A 21,087-nucleotide genomic window follows, 5' to 3' on the forward strand; every position below is an offset into this window, starting at 1 on the left:
GCGGGGCCAACCCGATCACGCACAAGACGAGACCGGAGCACCAAGCATGCCCCAGTTCACCGCCCACACGCTCGCCCTCATCGACGACGCCTACGACAAGGCCAACGCCTCCGACGGGTCGTCCCGCTTCGGCTCCTACCTGGCCGTCAACGCCGGTCGGCTCCACGACGCCGGTGCCCCGCTCGGGCCGGTCGACTTCGCCCAGGCCGTCTGGCGGATCGCCACCAGTCCCGTGATGTCCCCCGGATACGTCCGCATCCGCCCCGACCTGGCCGCCCTCGCCCTGGTCACCACCGGCGAGGACTACGACCGGATCGCGCTGCGCATCGACGTCCCCCTGCACCACGACGTCCTCACCCACCGGCCCGCCGCCCGCTCCGAGGACTGGCAGCACGACCCCTGGCACATCAGCACCGACCGGTGGTTGCGCCACGTGGAGCCGGGCCTCGACCGCCCGGCCCTGCTCCTGACCGCCACCCTCTTCGTGCCCGTCCCCGAGCACGTCCTCACCGCGCCGTCCGTCGCCCGGCCGGGTCCGGCGATGACCCGCGAGGCCAAGCAGACGGTCCGCAACCTGGTGGAGCACGCCAACGCCCACGCCCGCCTGGTCTCCGGCCTGGTCGGGGGCGGACGGTGACGCTGACCTACATCGACTTCTTCTGCGGCGCCGGCGGCAGCAGCACCGGCGCGAAGGCCGTCCCCGGCGTGAAGCCGGTGCTCGCCGCCAACCACTGGGACAAGGCCATCGCCTCCCACACCGCGAACTTCCCCGACGCCGACCACTTCCTCGGCGACCTCCACGACGCGGACGTCGCCAAGTTCCCCGCCGGGGACATCTTCTGGGCCTCCCCCGAATGCCCGAAGTGGTCGAACGCCCGCGGCAAGAAGCGGGACTTCGACAAGCAGCCCGACCTGTTCGGCGACACCCTCCCCGACGAGGCCACCGACCGCTCCCGCGCCCTGATGTGGGACGTCCCGCGCTACCTGGAAGCCATGGCCGCCCGCGGCCGCCCGGTCCTCGCCGGCGTCGTCGAGAACGTCATCGACGTCCGCGCGTGGGACCTCTGGCAGGCATGGGTGCAGGACATCCGCGACCTCGGCTACGCCACCCGCCTGATCGCCCTCAACTCCATGCACGCCCGCCCCCGGATCACGGCCGCCGCCCCTCAGTCCCGCGACCGCCTCTACCTCGCCTACTGGCGCCGCGACCTGGGCCGCACCCCGGACTGGGACAAGTGGCTGCGCCCTCAGGCGTGGTGCCCCGGCTGCGAGAAAGTCGTCCGGGCGGTGCAGGTGTTCAAGAAGCGCGGCGCCGACATGGGCCGCTACCGCCAGCAGTACCTCTACCGCTGCCCGCACGTCACCTGCCGCAACACCGTCATCGAGCCGCCCGTCCTCCCGGCCGCCGCCATCATCGACTGGTCGCTGCCCGGGCGCCGCATCGGCGACGGCAAGCCCAACCGCAAGACGTTCACCCCCTACGCCCCCGCCACCCAGGACCGCATCCGGGCGGGCCTGGCCAAGTACGCGGTGCCGATGCTCGCCCCGGCCGGCGGCACCTGGCGCGACGAGGCAACCCCCGTCACCGCCCCGGCCCCCACCCGCACCACCCGCGAGAACGACGGCCTCGCCGTCCCCCCGCTCCTCATCCCCGCCGAGGGCCGCGACGGCAAGGTCGCCGCCCCCACCACCGAGCCCCTGCGCACCCAGACCGCCCGCAACGAGACCGGCCTCGCGTGGATGCCGTTCATCGCCGAACTGCGGGGCGGTAGTTCGGACGCCCGGCCCGTGCTGGAAGCCCTCGCCACCGTCACCGCCTCCGGCAACCACCACGGCCTCGCCACCGCCCCCGGCAACCCCGGGCCCGACTGGGCGTCCCTGCTGCTGCCCTACTACGGCCACAGCACCGCCCGCCCCGTCTCCGAGCCCATCGGCGCCCTCACCACCCGCGACCGCTACGCCCTCGTCAAGGGCGACCAGGTCCCGGTGGAGGAAGTGCTGTTCCGGATGCTGGAGCCCGGCGAGATCGGCGCCGCCATGGCCTTCCCCACCGCCTACACCGTCCTCGGCAACAAGCGGGAGAAGGTCCGCCTGTTCGGCAACGCCGTCACCCCGCCCGTCGCCGAGGTCATCGTCTCCGCCCTCGTCGAAGCCATCACCGGCCACGACCTGCCCACCGGCAGCGGCTCGTGAGCACCCGCATCCCGCCGCTCGCCGGCGCCGACCTCTGGCAGGCCGTCATGGCCGCAGCCGCCGGCCGCTGCCAGTGCCGGGGCACCTGCGGCAAGTCCCACGCCAAGGACGGCGGACGCTGCCCCCGCGAACACTCCCACCTGGCCCACCACCTCATCGCCGCCCCCGCCGAACCCGCCGACCTCCTGCTCGCCCCGCACCAGGCCGCCGCCCTGCCGAAGACCGCCCTCGCCGCCTGGTGCCCGCCCTGCCACGACGCCACCCTCAGCGCCGCCCGCAAGACCCGGCGCACCGCAGCGCCGGCCGCCGAGCCCGACTCCCTGTTCTGACCGCACCCGCTGGAGGAACCGTGTCCCTGACCCTGACCGACCTGCCGACCCTCGTCAGCCAGCTCACCCCGCACATCAGCCCCGACACCACCCTGCCCGTCCTGCACGGCATCTACCTGGAGGCCACCGGCACCCACCTGTTCGCCTGCGCCACCGACCGCTACACCTTCGCCCTCACCCGCCGCGAAGCCACCGACACCGCCCCGTGGAAGGCGGTGCTCACCCGCGCCGACCTCATCGCCCTGCGCGCCCTGTTCCCCACCCGGCGCCGACCCGCCGACCTCACCCTCACCTTCGAGCCCCCGGCCGGCGACCACGCCCCGGACGGGCACCTCACCATCGGCGACGGCCACCGCGACCTGCGACTGTCCGCGAACGCCCCGCTCGCCGGCCTCTTCCCCAAGTGGCGCCCGCTGTTCGCCGCAGCCCTCGCCGCCGAGCCGCAGCTCACCGCCGAAGCGCACCTCAACGCCGCCTACCTCGCCCGCTGGGCCAAGGCCCCCGCCGAGCGCTACGAGCCGCTCACCGTCTGGTCCGCCGGACCCGACAAGCCGTTGCTCATCGCCGCCGGACACGGCTTCCTCGGCCTCCAGATGCCCGTCAAGGCCGATGGCCGCCCCGGTACCACCGCCACCGACCGCCGCGACCGCACCGCCCTGCGCACCACCTGGACCGACGCCCTCAACGCCCCCGCCGCCGTCTCCGAGCGCCACCTCAAGGCCGCCTAGGCCGCTCTCCCGGCCGGTGGCCGCCCACAGCGGCCACCGGCCCACCCCGGCCACCACAGCGCCTCACCGGCCCCACGAAAGGCACCGCCCCATGACCACACACCCGCAGCTCGGCGCCGCCCAGGCAGTCGCCCGGCGCGGTCGGCACCTCCTGCTGCTCGCCATCGGGCTCGCGCAAGCCCGCCTGCCCGTGCTGCCGCTGCGCGCCGGGAAGCTCCCGGTCGGGAACTGCCCCGCATGCGCCAAGAGCCGCTGCGGCGACCGGCCGCACATGAAGGCAGCCGGACCGTGCGCGTGCCCGGCGCCGTGCCACGGTTGGGCCGCCGCGACCACCAACCCCACCGTCCTCACCGGCCCGCACTGGGCCACGGCGTGGAGGGAGGCCACCGCCGTGGCCTACCACCCGGCCGGCGCCGGAGTGAGCGTCCTCGACCTCGACACCCCCGAGGCCGTCGTATGGGCCCGCGCCACCCTCCCGCCCACGCGGACCGTGGCCACCGACCGGGGAGAGCACTGGATCTACCGGGGCGTCATGCGCTCGGCCAACTCCGTGCGCCCGGGCGTCGACATCAAGTCCCATGGCAGCTACGTCCGATGGCTCGGCCCCGGCGCCGGAACCATGGCCCCGCTGCCGACCGACGTGCAGAACCTGGCGGGCAAGGAAGAGACCACCCCCGCCCCCTCGGGGGGAGGGGTGGCCTCTTCTCCCACCGCGCCACGGTGGTCCCGCAGCGCCAGCGGCCGGTGCCGCCACACGGTCACGTACCTGGCCACCGGCCTGCACCGCGGCGTCGCCAAAATCCGGGCACACGAGACGTCCGGCGCCAGCTCCCAGACGTTTGGCGTCGCCCGCTTCCTGGCCGCCCAGCACGCCCACTGCCCCGGCCCCTGCGACCTGAACACCGTCGCCCGGACCCTCATGGACGCCGCCATGTCCGTCGGCGTTCCCGCCGACTCCGCCGCCCGCGCCGTCACCAACGGCTTCGCCGCCGCCGGCCACGCCGCATGACCCGCCCCGTCGACACCCAGGAAGCCCGGCCCGCACCGCACCTGCGGATCGTCGGCGACGACGACCCGCACGCCCCCTGGCCGGACGAACCGGACCCCTGGTCCGACCCCTGGGCCCCGCCCACCCCGGCGCCCCACACGTCCCCGGCAACGCCGCCCCAGGCACCTGCGCGGCCCCGCACCACCTGGACCGCCGCCGAGCTGATGGCCACCACCTTCCCCGAACCCAAATGGGCCGTCCCAGGGTTCTTCGCCGAAGGCGTCAGCCTGCTCGCCGGACCGCCCAAGGTCGGCAAGTCCTGGCTCTCCCTCGGGCTCGGCCTCGACGTCGCCGCCGGACGCCCCGCCTTCGGCACCGTCCCCGTCACCGCCGGCCCCGTCCTCTACCTCGCCCTGGAGGACACCGGACGCCGACTCCAGAACCGCATGACCAAGCTCCTCGACGGCCGCCCCGCACCGCACGGCCTCACCTTGGAGACCGAGTGCCCGCCGATGCCGCAGGGCGGCGCCCAGATGCTCGCCAACTGGCTCACCGCCAACCCCACCGCGCGCCTGGTCGTCATCGACGTCTTCGCCAAGGTCCGCGGCACCTCCGCCCCCGGCGCATCCGCCTACGACGCCGACTACGCCGCCATCGGCCACATCAAGGCCATCGCCGACCACTTCGCCGTCGCCGTCATCCTCGTCCACCACGTCCGCAAGATGGCCTCCGACGACTTCCTCGCCGAAGTCTCAGGCACCAACGGCCTCGCGGGCGCCGCCGACGCCACCCTCGTCCTCAAACGCGCACGCGGCAAAGCCGACGGCGTCCTGCACATCACCGGCCGCGACGTCGACGAAGCCGAACACGCCCTCGCCTTCCAGCCCGACACCGGCAGCTGGCTCCTCCTCGACGGACCCGTCAGCGACCACACCATCGGCGACACCCGCGCCACCATCCTCAGCCACGTCCGCACCCACCCCGGTGCCCGCCCCAAGGACATCGCCACCGCCACCGGCCTCGACATCGACCTGGCCCGCCGCACCTGCTCCCGCATGGCCGAAGCCGGCCAGCTCCACCGCGACGCCAGCGGCGCCTACACCGCCCCCGACTCCCCGGACACCCTCCCCCTCACCTGAACTGTCCGGCCTGTCCTGCTGTCCTGCCAGCCCGCCTGATCAGCACAAACAGGCCGGACAGCACCCCGGACAGCGCTTCGCCGACTGTCCTGCCCCAGCCCAGCAAGGAGAGGATCGCCATGGCCAACCGCCAGACCCGCCGTACGGAGTCGATCGCATCGATCGACGCTCGGCCCGCAAGAACGCTGCCCGCCCGCTACCTGGAGCCCGAGGAGGTCGCAGAACTCTTCGGTGTGCCCCTGGAGACCGTCTACCAGTGGCGTCGAAAGCGCACCGGCCCTCCCGGATTCCGAGTTGGCAGGCACCTGCGGTACGACCCCGCTGAAGTCGCCCAGTGGGTCGCCGATCAGAGTCGAGAGGTGGCCTGATACATGGCCGGACACATCCAAGACCGCTGGTACAAGACCGAACCGGGCCCAGACGGCAAGCCCCGGAGGGTCAAGACAGAGCGGCACGGAGCCGGTTCGCGGTATCGGGCCCGGTACATCGGCCCGGACGGCGCCGAGAAGAGCATGGCCTTCCCCGACCGGCAGAAGCGGCAGGCCGAGCAGTGGCTGGCCAACATCGAGGCCGACATGTCGCGCGGACAGTACATCGACCCGCAGGCGGCTCGGGTGACGTTCCGGCAGTTCGCGGAGCGGTGGCTGGAGTCACAGACCACCGATCTGAATACGCGATCGTCGGTCGAGGCACAGGTCCGGCGGCACGCGATCCCGTACCTCGGTATCCGCCCGATGGACTCGTTCCAGCCGTCGCACATCCGGGAGTGGCTGAGCGAGCTGGAGAAGGTGATCCCCGCGTCCTCGTATCGCCGGGTCATCTTCGGGAACGTCTCCAGCATCTTCATGGCTGCGATGGAGGATCGGCTCCGGACCACGAATCCGTGCCGCTCTCGGGCCGTGACGCCGCCCGGGCGGGCCCCGGGTCGTGTCCGCCCTTGGACGGCGGATCGGGTCTCGGCCGTACGGGCCGGGCTGCCAGCCCGCTACAGAGCGATGGTGGACGCCGCCGGCGCCTGCGGTCTCAGGCAGGGCGAGGTGTTCGGTCTGCCGATTGACGAGATCCGCTCCGACACTGGCTGGCTGCACGTGGGTTACCAGGTCAAGGACATCGGCGGGCGGGTGGTGTTCGCGCCCCCGAAGCGCGGGAAGGTCCGCGATGTACCGCTGCCGGAGCGGGTCGCCGACATCTTCGCGGCGCACCTGGAGGTGTTCCCGCCAGAAGAAGTGACCCTGCCCTGGCTGACACCCGACGGGCCCCTGGTCACCAAGCAGCTGCTGTTCTCGCGCGAGCAGGGCGGCCCGGTTCGGCGGAGCGACTTCAACACCTATGCGTGGAAGCCCGCGCTCGTGAGTGCGGGTGTGATCCCTCCCCCGGAGAAGTGGGCGCGTTTCCAGGCCTCCCGAGAGGACGGGATGCATGCCCTGCGGCACTTCTACGCCTCGGTACTGCTCGACGCCGGCGAGAGCGTCAAGGCGCTCAGCGGGTACCTCGGGCACACCGATCCGGGGTTCACGCTCCGGGTCTACACGCACCTGATGCCGAGCAGCGACGGACGGACACGACGGGCCGTGGACGCGCTCTACGACTCCCTCGGTTGGGCCGCCGCTTCACGGTCCCACGGCCCAGAGACGGCCCAGGAGTGACAAAAGCACCGAAAACGCCCCACGGGCCGACGGAACCCGTCCGTCGGCCCGTGGGGCTTCGTGCTTTTCAGACCTGCTCCGACCTGCGGTTACAGCACCTGGAGGTTCTTGCGCAGCTCGAACGGCGTGACCTCGGAGCGGTACTCCTCCCACTCCTGGCGCTTGTTGCGCAGGAAGAAGTCGAAGACGTGCTCGCCGAGGGTCTCGGCCACCAGCTCGCTGCGCTGCATCAGGTCGATGGCCTCGCCGAGGTTCTGCGGCATCGGCTGGATGCCCATCGCGCGGCGCTCGGAGTCCGAGAGCGCCCACACGTCGTCGTCGGCGCCGGCCGGGAGTTCGTAGCCCTCCTCGATGCCCTTCAGGCCCGCGGCCAGCGTGACGGCGTAGGCGAGGTAGGGGTTGCAGCCGGTGTCCAGCGAGCGGACCTCGACCCGGGTGGAGCCCTGCTTGCCGGGCTTGTACATCGGGACGCGGATCAGCGCGGAGCGGTTGTTGTGGCCCCAGCAGATGTACGAGGGGGCCTCGCCGCCGGCGCCGGCCGTGCGCTGCGAGCCGCCCCAGATCCGCTTGTAGGAGTTCACCCACTGGTTGGTGACGGCGGCCGTCTCGGCGGCGTGCCGCAGCAGGCCGGCGATGAACGAGCGGCCGGTCTTGGAGAGCTGGTACTCGGCGCCGGACTCGTGGAAGGCGTTCCGGTCGCCCTCGAAGAGCGAGAGGTGGGTGTGCATGCCCGAGCCGGGGTACTCGGAGAACGGCTTGGGCATGAAGCTGGCGTGCACGCCCTGCTCCAGTGCGACCTCCTTCATGACCAGACGGAAGGTCATGATGTTGTCGGCGGTGGAGAGTGCGTCCGCGTAGCGCAGGTCGATCTCCTGCTGGCCGGGGGCGCCCTCGTGGTGGGAGAACTCCACCGAGATGCCCATCGACTCCAGCATGGTGATGGCCTGGCGGCGGAAGTCGTGGCCGACGCCGCGCGGCGTGTGGTCGAAGTAGCCGGACTGGTCGGCCGGGATCGGCGCGGTGCCGTCGCCCGGGAGGTTCTTCAGCAGGAAGAACTCGATCTCGGGGTGGGTGTAGAAGGTGAAGCCGAGGCTGGAGGCCTTCTCCAGGGTGCGCTTCAGCACGAACCGCGGGTCCGCGTAGGAGGGCGAGCCGTCCGGCATCATGATGTCGCAGAACATCCGCGCGGTGCCCGGGGTCTCGGAGCGCCAGGGCAGGATCTGGAAGGTGGTCGGGTCCGGCTTGGCGATCATGTCGGACTCGTAGACCCGGGCGAAGCCCTCGATCGCCGAGCCGTCGAAGCCGATGCCCTCCTCGAAGGCCTGTTCCAGCTCCGCAGGAGCCACGGCGACCGACTTCAGGAACCCGAGCACATCGGTGAACCACAGCCGGACAAAACGGATGTCACGCTCTTCGAGCGTACGAAGCACGAACTCCTGCTGCTTGCCCATGGGGACAGTCTCACCTCTGCTCTTTACGTTCGTGTTACGCCGGAAGCGGCTCGAAAGCGGCTGCCCCCATCATGGCGGATCACCACCGGAAATCCGACACCTGGTCGGGTGCTGCCATCACCGGGGCGCGTCGTGCGGCGCCGTTGCGGGCCGCACCCCGCCCACGACATATCGTCAGGTAGACGATTACACTCGGGCCATGCCCCGTCTACGTCTCGCCCTGTGCCAGACCGACCCCTCCGTCGGTGACCTCGTGAGCAACGCCGAGGCGGTGGTGCGCTGGACCGGGCGGGCCGCCGCGGCCGGCGCCCAGCTGGTCGCGCTCCCCGAAATGGCCCTCACCGGATACCCGGTCGAGGACCTCGCGCTGCGCGGGTCCTTCGTGGAGGCCTCCCGGGCCGCGCTGGTCGGGCTGGCCGCGCGGCTGGAGCGGGAGGGGCTCGGTGAGGTCCCCGTGGTGGTCGGCTACCTCGGGCGCTCCGAGACCGCGTACCACGCGACCGACCGGCCGGCCGGATCGCCGCAGAACTGCGCCGCGGTGCTGCACCGCGGCCGGGTGGTCAGCCGCTTCGCCAAGCACTACCTGCCCAACTACGGCGTCTTCGACGAGTACCGCTGGTTCTCCCCCGGCAACCAGCTGCCGGTGGTCAACCTGCACGGCGTGGACGTGGCGCTGGCGATCTGCCAGGACATCTGGCAGGACGGCGGACGGGTCGCCGCCGCCGGCGAGGCGGGCGCGGGGCTGCTCCTGGTGATCAACGGCTCACCGTACGAGCGCGGCCGCGGCGAGGTCCGGCTGGAGCTGGTGCGGCGCCGGGCCGCCGAGGCGGGCTGCCCGCTGGCCTACGTCAACCTGGTGGGCGGGCAGGACGAACTGGTCTTCGACGGGCAGTCGATCGTGGTCTCGGCCGAGGGCGAGGTGCTGGCCAGGGCGCCGCAGTTCGAGGAGGCGCTGCTGCTGGTCGACCTGGAGCTGCCGGAGGCCTCCGACCGCACGGACGGCCTGGTGCTGGGCGGCGGCCTGCAGCTGGTCCGCACCGAACTGGGCGGCGGGGCCACCGGCCGCCCCGCCGAGCCGCTCGCGCCGCAGATCGCCGAACCGCTGACGGACGAGGCCGAGGTCTGGGCCGCTCTGGTCGAGGGGACCCGCGCCTACGTGCGCAAGAACGGCTTCGAATCGGTGCTGATCGGCCTCTCCGGCGGCATCGACTCCGCCCTGGTCGCCGCGATCGCGGTGGACGCGATCGGCGCCGGGAACGTCCACTGCGTCTCGATGCCCAGCCGGTACTCCTCGCAGCACTCCCGCGACGACGCGGCCGAACTGGCCCGCCGGACCGGGCTGCACTTCCGTACCGTGCCGATCGCCCCGATGTTCGACGCCTACATGGGCGCGCTCGGGCTGACCGGCCTGGCCGAGGAGAACCTGCAGTCCCGGCTGCGCGGCACGCTGCTGATGGCGATCTCCAACCAGGAGGGGCACATCGTGCTCGCGCCGGGCAACAAGAGCGAGCTGGCGGTCGGCTACTCCACCCTCTACGGCGACTCGGTGGGCGCGTACGGTCCCATCAAGGACGTCTACAAGTCGCTGGTCTTCCGCCTCGCCCGGTGGCGCAACGAGGTGGCCGAGGAGCGCGGCGAGCTGCCGCCGATCCCGGCGAACACCCTCGACAAGCCGCCCTCCGCCGAGCTGCGGCCCGACCAGGCCGACACCGACTCGCTGCCGGACTACGACCTGCTGGACACCGTGCTGGACGCCTACGTCGAGGGCGACCAGGGCCGGGACGCGATCGTGGCGGCCGGCTTCGACCCCGCCGTGGTGGACCGGGTGGTGCGGCTGGTCGACACCGCCGAGTACAAGCGCCGGCAGTACCCGCCGGGCCCGAAGATCTCCCGCAAGGGCTTCGGCCGGGACCGCCGGCTGCCGATCACCAACGGCTGGCGCCGGGGCTGAACGGTGGGCCCGGCGCCGCGGGAGCACCGGCGCCGGGCCCACCGGTGGCGGCGACGGGGGCTGCCGGTGGCGGTGGGCGGCCTACTGGTAGCGGTACGCGGCCGCGACCGCGCGGTGGTCGCTGCCGTCCGCACCCAGCACCCAGGAGTCGGTCGGCTTCAGGCCGCCCTTGCTCAGGATCTGGTCGATCCGGGCCATCGGCAGCGAGGCCGGCCAGCTGAAGCCGAACCCGTCGCCGGCCGCGCCCTGCGCGGAGCGCATCTGGGAGGTGACGGGGGCCAGGCTCCGGTCGTTCATGGTGCCGTTGAGGTCGCCCAGCAGCAGCACCTTCTTCAGCGGCTCGGCCTGCACCGCGTCACCGAGCGCCTGGGCGCTGACGTCCCGGCGCTCGGCCGTGAATCCGCCCTCGGACTTCACCCGTACGGAGGGCAGGTGCGCCACGTACACCGCGACCGGGCCCTGCGGGGTGGTCACCTGGGCGCGGAAGGCCCTGGTCCACCCCATCCTGATGTCCACCACGGAGACCCCGCTGATCGGGAACTTCGACCAGAGGCCGACGGTGTTCTGCACCACGTGGAACGGGTACGTCTCGGCCAGCCCGCTCTCGTAGCCGCGCAGCGGCTTGCCGGCCAGCTCCTGCAGCGCGACGATCTGCGCGCCGGAGTCGTTCAGCAGCTTCACCGTGCCCTGGACGTCGCTGTTGGCGGCCGCCACGTTGTGAGTGAGGACGGTGAAGTCGCCCTTGCCGCCGCTCTTGTCGGTGAGCAGGCCGCCGAAGAGGTTCAGCCAGACCAGGGTCGGCAGCAGCAGGGCGACCAGCGCCGACGCCGAACGCCGCCACAGCGCGAGCAGCAGCAGCACCGGGACGGCCAGGCCGATCCACGGCAGGAAGGTCTCCAGCAGGCTGCCGAGGTTGCCGACGCTGTTGGGCACCTGGGAGTGGAAGGCCAGCAGGGCCGCGGTGAGCACGGCGAGCACGGCGAGGATCCAGCCGCGCCGCCAGCCGGAGCGGCCCCGGTCGTCCCGGCCGAGGCTCCAGCCGCGGCCGCGCCGGACGCCCGCGCCCGCGCCCCCGCCCGGGGCGTCGGCGCCCCCCACGGCGCCGTCCGCCGGTGCCGCTGCCCTGTCCGCCTGCGCCATGCCTGGCCCCTCGTTCGTTCGTCGCCGTACCGGCCGTGCTGCCGGTCGCCGTGCGGGCCGATGCCGTTTTTGTCGGATTCTCGGCTCAGCCTATGACGGGTCAGACGCGAGGGCGCCGCGCCGGGGTTCCGGCGCGGCACGGTTTCGTGAGACTGGCCACTGCCGCAGGCTACGCCGCGGCGGGCCCGGGGGCCGCGACCCCGGCGAGCAGCACGTCGACCATGGTCTCGGCCAGCCGCGGGTCGCTGAGGTCGGAGTCGTCCCAGAGCACGGTGCGCACCAGGATCGGGCCGAGCAGGATCTCGGCGAGCAGGTCCTCGTCCAGGTCGGCGCGCAGTTCACCCTGCGCCACCCCCCGGCGGATGATCGAGCGCAGCAGCTCGCGGCGGGGCTGCAGCACCCGCTTCTTGTAGGCGGCGTGCAGCTCCGGCCAGCTGCTCATCTGGCCCAGCGCCGCCTTGAGCACCCAGCGCGAGCGCTTGGCCAGCCCGCGCCGGCGCATGTAGTCGATCATCTCGACCAGGTCGGCGCGGACGCTGCCGCCGGTCAGCTGCGGCTCGGGCGCCTCCAGCCGGGCGACCACGTCGACCAGCAGCGCCTCCTTGTTGGGCCAGCGCCGGTAGATGGTGGCCTTGCCGACCCCGGCGGCCGCGGCGATGCCCTCGACGGACAGCTGGGACAGGCTCGCCCCGCCCTCCATCAGCTTCTCGACCGCGGCGAAGATGGCCTGCTCGGCGGCCTCGCTGCGCGGGCGGCCCCGGCGCGGGGCGTCGCAGGACTCCCCCGGGGAGTAGGCGCATGCGTGCTCCGCCGTGGCCGCCCTGGTGTCCGTCTCCATCCCCGCTCTTCCTTCTTCCTCGGTACGCGGCGGCCCCCGGTGCGCCGGGCCCCTCCGGTGGCCGCGGCCCGCACGGGTGCGGGCCCTGTCCCCCCGCCGGGGGGACAGGGCCCATTCTCCACCTCCTGGCTAAAGCCCCGGCAGGCCACGGCCGGGGCGGCCGCTCAGGACGATCAGGCGTCGGCCGACTCGGGGGCGAGCGGGCGGACCGGCTGCGGCGCGGCGGCCGGGCCGCCGGGAACCTTGGCCGGCAGCAGGAACCAGGCCAGCAGGACACCGGCCGCGGTGACGCCGGCCGACAGTCCGGCGACCACGTGCATGGCGTGGATGAAGGAGTCCTTGGCGGGCTCGATCAGTCCGGCGCCGTCGGGGCCGAGCTTGCCGGCCACCGCGAAGGTGGCCTCCAGCGACTCGCCGGCCCGGTCCCGCAGGCCGGCCGGCAGCTGGTCCAGCCGGTCCGAGATGCCGGTGCGGTAGACGGTGGAGAGCACCGCGCCGAGCACCGCGACCCCGAGCGAGCCGCCGACCTGGCGGAAGGTGTTGTTCAGCGCCGAACCGGCGCCGGCCTTCTCCCGGGGCAGCGAGGACATGATCGCCACGGTGACCGGCGGCATCACGTGCGCCATGCCGGTGCCCATCACGAAGCCGATGACCACCAGCACCCAGATCGGCGTGCCGGCGTCGAGCGCCAGGTAGCCGAGGAAGGCGGCGGTGATCAGCGCCATGCCGGCCGCGCAGGTGGCCCGGATCCCGAACCGGTCCACCACCAGGCGGGCCCTGGGGGCGAACAGCAGCTGGGCGACGGCCAGCGGCAGCATCAGCACGCCGGCCATCAGGGCGCTGTAGCCGCGCACGCTCTGGATGTAGAAGACGCCGAAGAAGGAGACGCCCATCAGCGCGAAGAAGACCAGGCCGACGACCGTGACGGAGGCGCTGAACACCTTGTTGCGGAACCACGCGACGTCCAGCGCGGGGTGGTCGGTGCGCTTCTCGTGCAGGACGAAGGCGGCCAGGGCGAGCAGGCCGACCAGCAGCGGCACCCAGGCGTCGGGGGCGGTGAAGTCCGCCAGCTCGCCGCCCTTGATGATGCCGTAGATCAGCGCGACCAGGCCGACGATCGACAGCAGCACGCCCACCGGGTCGAGCCGGCCGGGCCTCGGGTCCTTGGAGTCGGGGACGAGCAGCGTCATCGCCACCAGGGCGACCAGCACGATCGGGACGTTGATCAGGAAGACCGAGCCCCACCAGAAGTGCTCGATCAGCAGGCCTCCGGTGATCGGGCCGATCGCGATGGCCAGGCCGACCGCGCCGGCCCAGATGCCGATCGCCTTGGGCTGCTCGGAGCGCTCGAAGACGTTCATGATGATGGCCAGCGTGGCCGGCATCACGAAGGCGCCGCCGAAGCCCATCACGGCGCGGTAGGCGATCAGTTCACCGGGCGAGGAGGCCAGTGCCGACAGCAGGGAGCCGATGCCGAACACCACCATGCCGGCGAGCAGCGACTTCTTGCGGCCGAAGCGGTCGCCGAGCAGTCCGGCGGTGAACAGCAGGCCCGCGAAGACCAGGGTGTAGGAGTTGATCGACCACTCCAGGTCGCTCTGGCTGGCGCCGAGGCCGGTCGGAGCGGGGGTGGCGATGGTCTTCATCGCCACGTTGAGGATCGAGTTGTCGAGCACCACGACGAGCAGGGCGAGCACGAGGGTGCCCAGGATCGCCCAGCGGCGGCGGTGGATGGCTTCCGGCACTCGGGGTGGCGCGGTTGCGGTGGTCATTGGTCTTCCCGTCCCTACGTGTACGACAGCGGCGGGACTTTACGAGACGAAGACGTCTCGCAACCCCTCGGACAGCGTAGCGCCCGTTTCGATACGAGACGAGTCCGTATCGTAAAGTCATGGCAAACATCCGGGCGGCACGACCCGCCCGGGCCCCAGCCCCCGCCCGGCCCCGGACACCCCGCCCGGCCGGGCCGCCGCGAACCCGGGGGCGGTATCCGCGCACCGGACCGGGCCCGGTGTGCCGGAGATCGCACACCACGGGACGCACGCCTCTTTGCGCTCGCGTCGAGCCGTGCAAGCATGGAGGGGATCCGGGGACGCCGTACGGCGCCACGAGACGACAACCCTTCCAGGAGCCTGTTCGATGAACGCTTCTTCGCCCACGCCTGCCCCGACCCAGGCGTCCACCGCCACCCTGTACGGGGGCGTCACCAACCGCCGCGTCACCGTCCGCGACCTCGCCGCCGCCAAGCAGCGCGGCGAGAAGTGGTCCATGCTCACCGCCTACGACGCGCTGACCGGCGGCGTCTTCGACGAGGCCGGCATCCCGGTGCTGCTGGTCGGCGACTCCGCCGGCAACTGCCACCTCGGCTACGAGACCACCGTGCCGGTGACCATGGATCAGATGGTGATGCTCTCCGCCGCCGTCGTCCGGGGCACCAAGCGCGCCATGGTCGTCGCCGACATGCCGTTCGGCTCGTACCAGGAGTCCCCCGCGCAGGCCATGCACAACGCCGCCCGGCTGATGAAGGAGGCCGGCGTCGGCGCCGTCAAGCTGGAGGGCGGCGAGCGCAGCGCCCGCTCGATCGAGCTGCTGGTCGAGGCCGGCATCCCGGTGATGGCGCACATCGGCCTGACCCCGCAGTCGGTGCACGCCTTCGGCGGCTACCCCGTGCAGGGGCGCGGCGACGAGGCGGCGCACCAACTGCTGCGCGACGCCAAGGCCGTGCAGCAGGCCGGCGCGTTCTCGGTGGTGCTGGAGGCCGTACCGGCCGAACTCGCCAAGCAGGTCACCGAGGAGCTGGCGATCGCCACCGTCGGCATCGGCGCGGGCGTGGACACCGACGCCCAGGTCCTGGTCTGGACGGACATGGCCGGCATGACGGCGGGCCGCGTGCCCAAGTTCGTCAAGCAGTACGCCAACCTGCGGGCCGTGCTCGGCGACGCCGCCCGCGAGTTCGCCGCCGAGGTCTCGGCCGGCAGCTTCCCCGCGCCGGAGCACACCTTCAAGTGACGACGGCGGGCTGACGGCGCTCCCGGAGGGAGGTGGCAGGTCCTGACCGGACCTGCCACCTCCCTCCGTGCGTTCCCGGCAGTGCGCTGCCGGCGGGACGACAGCGCGGCCGGCGGCCGGGCACGGCGGATGACAGCGAGCTGTCGGTGGCGACGGCCCGCTGTCAGCGGCCTGACAGCGGGACCGGGCAGTCTCAAGGCATGACACGAATCGCCACCCCCCGGAACGACCGGGCCCCCGCCGACACGGGCAACGCCGTCGAGGTCCGCGGCATCGTCAAGCACTACGGCTCGACCAAGGCCCTGGACGGCGTCGACCTCACCGTCCGCCAGGGCACCGTGCTGGGCGTCCTCGGCCCCAACGGCGCCGGCAAGACCACCCTGGTCCGCGTCCTGTCCACGCTGATCAAGCCGGACGCCGGCACCGCCTTCGTCGGCGGCTACGACGTGGTGCGCCAGCCCAAGCAGCTGCGCCGCACCATCGGCCTCACCGGCCAGTACGCCTCGGTGGACGAGATGCTCTCCGGCTACGAGAACCTCTACCTGATCGGCCGGCTGCTCGACCTCTCCCGCAGGGACGCCCGGGCCCGCGCCACCGAGCTGCTGGAGCGCTTCTCGCTGACCGAGGCCGCCAGGCGGACCGCCAAGACCTACTCCGGGGGCATGCGCCGCCGGCTCGACCTCGCCGCCAGCATGATGGGCCGGCCCAAGGTCCTCTACCTGGACGAGCCCACCACCGGTCTCGACCCGCGCACCCGCAACGAGGTCTGGGACGAGGTGCAGCGGATGGTCTCCGAAGGCGCGACCGTCCTGCTCACCACCCAGTACATGGAGGAGGCCGAGCAGCTCGCCGGCGAGCTGACGGTCATCGACCGCGGCAAGGTGATCGCCTCCGGCGGCGTCGCCGAGCTCAAGGCCCAGGTCGGCGGCCGGACCCTGCAGGTCCGCCCGGTCCGGCCGGACGAGCTGCCCGAGATGGCCCGCTGCCTGCGCGAGAGCGGCATCGCCACCGCCACCTTCTCCACCGACACCGGGCTGCTCTCGGTGCCGATCGCCGGCGAGGACGAACTGACCGCCGTGGTCGGCGTGCTGGGCACGCGGGGCTTCGGCATCGCCGGGATCGACACCAAGGTGCCGAGCCTGGACGAGGTCTTCCTGACCATCACCGGCAAGCCCGCCCCGGCCGACGCCGTCCCCACCCTCGTGAAGGAGCCCGTCGCATGAGCACCGCGACCCTCGCCCCGGCCCCGGCCCGCCCGGCCCCCGCCGGCGCCGAACAGCGGATCGGCCTGCGCTCGACCGTCCGCCACATCGGCGCCCTGACCCGCCGCAACCTGATGCGGATCAAGGCCGACCCGGAGTCGATGTTCGACGCCGTGCTGATGCCGATCATCTTCACCGTGCTGTTCGTCTACGTCTTCGGCGGCGCGATCTCCGGCAACCAGGACGCCTACAAGCAGTACATGATCCCCGGGCTGCTCGGCCAGACCGGCATCACCCTGGCGATGGCCGTCGGCACCGGCCTCAACAGCGACTTCCAGACCGGGGTGATGGACCGCTTCCGGACCCTGCCGATCGGCCGCTCGGCCGTGCTGGTCTCCAAGATCGTGGCGGAGACCTGCCGGGCGCTGCTCTCCTTCACCATCCTGATCGTCTTCGCGCTGATCCTCGGCTTCGAGGTGAAGACCGGCCCGCTGGAGCTGCTGGCGGCCGTCGGCCTGTCGTTGCTGTTCGGCATGTCGATGGTGTGGATCTCGATGCTGCTGGGGATGGCGCTGCGCAGCGCGCAGGCCGTCCAGGGGGTCGCGATGCTGGTGATCATGCCGCTGCAGTTCGGCAGCTCGATCTTCGCGCCGACCGACTCGATGCCCGGCTGGCTGCAGTCCTTCACCGACTACAACCCGCTGTCCGCGCTCGCCGACGCCTGCCGCAACCTGCTCAACGGCGGCCCGCTGACGCACTCCGTACTGATCGTCGTCGGCTGGTCGGTCGGCGTCACCGCGATCTTCGCGCCGCTGGCCGTGGCCCGGTTCCGCAAGCGGACCTGACCCGGTCCCGATCCGGCACCCTGTGCCGGCCCCGGGGTCCGCGGGGCCTCACGGATTCGGCTCCAGCCCCCGCTCCCGCGCCCAGTCGCCGAGCGAGTCCAGAACGGCGGTGGTCCCTCCCAAGGAGAGGCCACCGCCCTGGGCGATCGCGGCCTCGTACCCGTCGTCGCCCAGCAGCCGGCGCAGGCTCCGGTCCGCCGTCCGCACCTCCACCTGGTCCAGGAAGCCCCCCTTGGGGCCGTTCAGCCCGGCGTGCGAGCCGATCAGCCGGGCGGCCAGCCGGGCGCAGTCGAGGTCCTGGTCGCGCTCGGCGAAGACCCGCAGCACACCCGCGGCGGCGGGCACCAGCAGCACCGTCATCTGCTCGGCGAAGGCCCCCGCCTCGCTCTTCATCCCGCGCAGCAGCGACCAGCCGCCGATCAGCAGGTGCAGGCCGCGCTCGGGCTCCCCGGCGCGGGCGGTCACCCAGCCCCGGATGCAGGACAGCAGCGAGGGCACCAGGGCGGGCACCAGCGGGCCGTACTCGCCCTGGGCCTGCTCCAGTGCGTCCAGCTCCTGCAGGGCCTCGGCGAACTCCTCGCGCAGGGTGTGCAGTCCGGTGAGGACCAGCCGCCCGAAGAGCACCGCGCCGTTGCTGCCGTGAGTCCCGTCCCCGACCTGCTCCAAGGCCTCCCGGACGATCCGCTCCCCCTCCGCCGGATCGCTGCCCATCAAGGCGTTGCCGAGCTGCACCATCAGCATCGGCACCTCCTGCGGGGCCCCGACCTCCTCGGTCAGCCCGATGGCCTGCCGGTAGGCGACGACGGCCTGTTCCGTCTCCCCCGCCGTGGTCAGCGACTCGGCCCGGGCCGCCAGCGCCTGCGACATCCCCCAGCGGTCGCCGGCCCGGGTGAACAGGGCCAGCGACTCGTCGCCGTCCCGGATGCCGGCCTCCAGGCCGCCCGGCCAGTCGTTCATCATCTTCGCCCGGATCTGCAGGATGAAGGCCAGGTCGCTGTCGCTGCCGTGCACCCGGCAGCCCGCCACCGCGTCGTCCAGCATCTCCCGCATCTGGTCCAGCTTGCCCGCGAGGAAGGCCGCGAAGACCCGCATCAGGGCCGGGAACCTGTACGACTGCGGCAGATCGGGGGTGTACGTCCGGATGATCCGGCGGGCCAGGTCGGCGGCCTCGGCGTTGCCCAGCACCTCCATGTCGCCTTCGAACCGGCTCACCAGGCGGGACAGCCGGAGCTGCCGGCGGGCCTCGGCCAGGACGTCCGGCGTCATCGGCAGCGGGCAGTGCAGGATGTCCGCGGCGAGCGGTTCCGCCGGGGGCGCGTCGTCGGCGAACGGGTCGGGGCCGAGCTGCGCCACCGCGTCGTACCAGGAGTGCGCCTCGGCGTTGTACCCGCGCAGGGTCCAGAACCAGCTCATGCCCAGCGCGATGACCAGCGCGTCCTGCTCCTCGCCGCGGTCGACGGCCCGGCGCAGCGCCACCCGGACGTTGTCCTTCTCCCGCTCCAGCAGGCCGATCAGGCCCAGCTGGCGCGGCCCGTACCGGTCCGGCTCGGTGCTGCGCAGCACGTCCCGGTAGTGCCGCAGGTGGCGCAGCTGGACGTCGTCCTCGGGGGTCCGGGCCAGGCGTTCGGCCGCGTACTCGTGGATGGTCTCCAGCATCCAGTAGCGGGGCGGGCCCTCGGCGTCCAGGCCGGCGACCACCAGCGATTTGTCGACCAGCGAGAGCAGCAGGTCGGCGACCTCCTCGCGGGGCACCTCGGCCTCGTCGGAGCAGACCGCCTCGGCGTCCTCCAGCGTCCAGCCGCCGGCGAAGGCCGACAGCCGGCGCAGCACCGCCCGTTCGCGTTTGCCGAGCAGGTCCCAGCTCCAGTCGACGACGGCGCGCAGGGTCTGCTGGCGGGGCAGCAGGGTGCGGCTGCCGGCGGTGAGCAGGGCGAAGCGGCCGTCGAGCCGGTCGGCGATCTGACGCGGAGTCATCACCCGCAGCCGGGCGGCCGCGAGTTCGATGGCGAGCGGCAGGCCGTCGAGCCGGCGGCAGATCTCCGCGCAGGCCTCGGGGTCGGTGCCCGGGTCGAAGCCGGGCCTGGCCGCGGCGGCGCGCTCGGCGAGCAGCCGCAGCGCGACCGGGTCGGGCAGCGGCTCGACCGGCAGCACCTTCTCGCCGGGGACGCCGAGCGGCTCGCGGCTGGTGGCCAGCACGGTCAGGCCCGGGCATTCCGCCAGCAGCCGGTCCGCGAGGTCGGCGGCGGCCTGGATCAGGTGCTCGCAGTTGTCCAGGACGATCAGCATCCGGCGCCGGCCGCAGTGTTCGACGATCCGGCGGACCGGGTCGTCGGTGCGGTTCTCGATCACCTCGACCACCTTGTTGCCGGTGTGCAGCACCGTCTCGCGCAGGCCGAGCGCCGAGAGCACGGCGCCGGGGACGGCCTCCGGGCTCTCCAGCGGGGCGAGTTCGGCCAGCCAGACACCGTCCGGCCAGTGCCCGGCCCCCTGTTCGGCGCGGCCGGCCTCGACCGAGAGCCGGGTCTTGCCGGAGCCGCCGGGGCCGGTGAGGGTGGTGAGCCGGCCCGCCGTCAGGGCGGCCCTGACGGCGGCCAGATCGCTCTCCCGGCCGACGAAGCTGGTGAGCCTGGCCCGCAGGTTGCCGGCGGTGCGGGCGGCCGGGGCCGGCGGCCGGGGGACCGGCGGTGCCCCGGCGGCCGGCGGCGCGGTCGGGGCCGCGGGTGCGGGTGCGGAGGCGGCCGGGGCCGCGGCGGGGATCCACGCGTCGGTGCCCAGCGGCGGGTGCGAGCGGTCGTGGCCCCCGGCGGGCCGCCCGTGGCCCCCGTCCGGCTCCGGCGAAACGTCCGCCGGGTGCAGCAACTCGCTGTGCAGCTCGCGCAGTTGGCGGCCAGGATCGGTGCCCAGCTCGTCGGCCAGCAGGCGCCGCACCCGTTCGTACTGGCGCAGCGCCTCGGAGCTGCGGCCGCTGTCGTGCAGCGCCCGGATCAGCAGGTACTGGACCTGCTCGTCCAGCGGGTGCTGCTCGGCCAGCCCGGCCAGTTCGGCGGTCAGCTCCGCGGCCCGGCCCAGAGCCAGGTCGGCGCTGATCCGGTGCCGGCGGGTCTCCTCCCGCTGGGCCTCCAGCCGGATGGCCGGGCCGCCCAGGTCCGGCAGGTCGGCCAGGGCCGCGCCGCGCCACAGGGCGAGCGCCGCGCGCAGCCGCTCGGCGGCGACGGCGTGGTCGGCCGTCTCCAGGGCCCGGCGGCCCTCGGCCGACAGCCGCTGGAACTCGGCGAGGTCGGTGTCCGGGCCGGTCAGCCAGTACCCGGCGGGGCCGGAGCCGATCTCGCCGCGGCCGACGGTCCGCCGCAGCCGCCCGACCAGGGTCTGCAGCGCCGCGGCGGCGTCCTGCGGCGGTTCGGCGCCCCAGACCTCCTCGGCCAGCAGGTCGGCGGGGACCGGCCGGCCCTGCCGCAGGGCCAGCGCGGCGAGGAGCGCGCGCAGCCGGGCCCCGCCGAGCGGGATCGCCGTGCCGTCGTCGTGGTGGGCCGTGGTGGTGCCGAGGATGCCGTAGTGCACCCGCCCATTCTGGTCGACTCCCGGAGCCCCGCACGCACATTTGTCCGGCGGGGACGGTTCCGGTCCGCCC

The 21,087-nt window shown here is 73.1% G+C and carries 17 protein-coding genes; 12 read left to right on the top strand and 5 right to left on the bottom strand.

All coding sequences use genetic code 11. The features are described 5' to 3' along the window. Nucleotides 1-46: 46 nt before the first annotated feature. The 8 genes from J2S46_RS12445 to J2S46_RS12480 all read left to right on the top strand — a co-directional run bounded on the left by J2S46_RS12445 (nucleotide 47) and on the right by J2S46_RS12480 (nucleotide 7,023). A complete protein-coding gene (locus J2S46_RS12445) occupies nucleotides 47-637 on the top strand; it encodes a hypothetical protein (protein WP_191293395.1) in 591 nt (196 codons plus the stop codon). Beyond that, complete coding sequence (locus J2S46_RS12450; RefSeq protein WP_191293397.1) at nucleotides 634-2,193, top strand: DNA cytosine methyltransferase; 1,560 nt, start codon at nucleotides 634-636, stop codon at nucleotides 2,191-2,193. Before J2S46_RS12445 ends, J2S46_RS12450 begins: the two co-directional genes overlap by 4 nt. Further along, nucleotides 2,190-2,522 (top strand): hypothetical protein, encoded by a 333-nt coding sequence (locus J2S46_RS12455; protein ID WP_229913245.1) that lies wholly within the window; start codon nucleotides 2,190-2,192, stop codon nucleotides 2,520-2,522. Before J2S46_RS12450 ends, J2S46_RS12455 begins: the two co-directional genes overlap by 4 nt. 20 nt (nucleotides 2,523-2,542) lie before the next feature. After that, nucleotides 2,543-3,250 (top strand): hypothetical protein, encoded by a 708-nt coding sequence (locus tag J2S46_RS12460; protein ID WP_191293399.1) that lies wholly within the window; start codon nucleotides 2,543-2,545, stop codon nucleotides 3,248-3,250. A gap of 91 nt (nucleotides 3,251-3,341) precedes the next feature. Then, the gene (locus J2S46_RS12465) at nucleotides 3,342-4,259 is read left to right on the top strand and encodes a bifunctional DNA primase/polymerase (RefSeq protein ID WP_191293400.1); all 918 of its coding nucleotides are present in this window, start codon (nucleotides 3,342-3,344) and stop codon (nucleotides 4,257-4,259) included. Then, nucleotides 4,256-5,377: an AAA family ATPase gene (locus J2S46_RS12470; RefSeq protein ID WP_191293401.1), complete on the top strand. Its 1,122-nt coding sequence runs from the start codon at nucleotides 4,256-4,258 to the stop codon at nucleotides 5,375-5,377. Before J2S46_RS12465 ends, J2S46_RS12470 begins: the two co-directional genes overlap by 4 nt. A gap of 119 nt (nucleotides 5,378-5,496) precedes the next feature. Beyond that, nucleotides 5,497-5,745, top strand: coding sequence for a helix-turn-helix domain-containing protein (locus J2S46_RS12475; RefSeq protein ID WP_191293403.1), 249 nt, complete (start codon nucleotides 5,497-5,499; stop codon nucleotides 5,743-5,745). Nucleotides 5,746-5,748: 3 nt separating this feature from the next. Further along, a complete protein-coding gene (locus J2S46_RS12480; protein ID WP_191293404.1) occupies nucleotides 5,749-7,023 on the top strand; it encodes a tyrosine-type recombinase/integrase in 1,275 nt (424 codons plus the stop codon). A gap of 89 nt (nucleotides 7,024-7,112) precedes the next feature. Here J2S46_RS12480 and glnA2 read toward each other — a convergent pair whose 3' ends face one another. Further along, nucleotides 7,113-8,474: a gamma-glutamylpolyamine synthetase GlnA2 gene (gene glnA2, locus J2S46_RS12485; protein ID WP_073923191.1), complete on the bottom strand. Its 1,362-nt coding sequence runs from the start codon at nucleotides 8,472-8,474 to the stop codon at nucleotides 7,113-7,115. Nucleotides 8,475-8,673: 199 nt separating this feature from the next. Here glnA2 and J2S46_RS12490 point away from each other — a divergent pair, with 199 nt between their 5' ends. Beyond that, the gene (locus tag J2S46_RS12490) at nucleotides 8,674-10,425 is read left to right on the top strand and encodes an NAD+ synthase (protein WP_191293406.1); all 1,752 of its coding nucleotides are present in this window, start codon (nucleotides 8,674-8,676) and stop codon (nucleotides 10,423-10,425) included. Nucleotides 10,426-10,506: 81 nt separating this feature from the next. Here J2S46_RS12490 and J2S46_RS12495 read toward each other — a convergent pair whose 3' ends face one another. The 3 genes from J2S46_RS12495 to J2S46_RS12505 all read right to left on the bottom strand — a co-directional run bounded on the left by J2S46_RS12495 (nucleotide 10,507) and on the right by J2S46_RS12505 (nucleotide 14,175). Then, nucleotides 10,507-11,565 carry an endonuclease/exonuclease/phosphatase family protein gene (locus J2S46_RS12495; RefSeq protein WP_191293408.1) on the bottom strand — a complete coding sequence of 353 codons (1,059 nt, stop codon included), beginning with the start codon at nucleotides 11,563-11,565 and terminating at the stop codon, nucleotides 10,507-10,509. Between the two features lie 169 nt (nucleotides 11,566-11,734). Beyond that, on the bottom strand, nucleotides 11,735-12,403 hold the full coding sequence (locus J2S46_RS12500; RefSeq protein WP_191293409.1) for a TetR/AcrR family transcriptional regulator: 669 nt from the start codon (nucleotides 12,401-12,403) through the stop codon (nucleotides 11,735-11,737). Nucleotides 12,404-12,576: 173 nt separating this feature from the next. Beyond that, the gene (locus J2S46_RS12505; protein WP_191293410.1) at nucleotides 12,577-14,175 is read right to left on the bottom strand and encodes an MFS transporter; all 1,599 of its coding nucleotides are present in this window, start codon (nucleotides 14,173-14,175) and stop codon (nucleotides 12,577-12,579) included. 367 nt (nucleotides 14,176-14,542) lie between these two features. Between J2S46_RS12505 and panB the strand changes: the two genes are divergently transcribed. The 3 genes from panB (at nucleotide 14,543) to J2S46_RS12520 (ending at nucleotide 17,459) form a co-directional block, all read left to right on the top strand. Further along, nucleotides 14,543-15,412, top strand: a complete 870-nt coding sequence (panB, locus tag J2S46_RS12510) for a 3-methyl-2-oxobutanoate hydroxymethyltransferase (RefSeq protein ID WP_073923187.1) — start codon at nucleotides 14,543-14,545, stop codon at nucleotides 15,410-15,412. 200 nt (nucleotides 15,413-15,612) lie between these two features. Continuing rightward, nucleotides 15,613-16,635, top strand: a complete 1,023-nt coding sequence (locus J2S46_RS12515; protein ID WP_191293412.1) for an ATP-binding cassette domain-containing protein — start codon at nucleotides 15,613-15,615, stop codon at nucleotides 16,633-16,635. Then, the gene (locus tag J2S46_RS12520) at nucleotides 16,632-17,459 is read left to right on the top strand and encodes an ABC transporter permease (RefSeq protein ID WP_191293414.1); all 828 of its coding nucleotides are present in this window, start codon (nucleotides 16,632-16,634) and stop codon (nucleotides 17,457-17,459) included. Before J2S46_RS12515 ends, J2S46_RS12520 begins: the two co-directional genes overlap by 4 nt. Nucleotides 17,460-17,507: 48 nt before the next feature. On the opposite strand, the gene J2S46_RS12525 is transcribed toward J2S46_RS12520, so the two are convergent. Continuing rightward, nucleotides 17,508-21,017, bottom strand: a complete 3,510-nt coding sequence (locus J2S46_RS12525; protein ID WP_191293416.1) for an AfsR/SARP family transcriptional regulator — start codon at nucleotides 21,015-21,017, stop codon at nucleotides 17,508-17,510. Nucleotides 21,018-21,087: the final 70 nt, after the last annotated feature.

The organism is Kitasatospora herbaricolor, from assembly GCF_030813695.1.
GTDB lineage: Bacteria > Actinomycetota > Actinomycetes > Streptomycetales > Streptomycetaceae > Kitasatospora > Kitasatospora herbaricolor.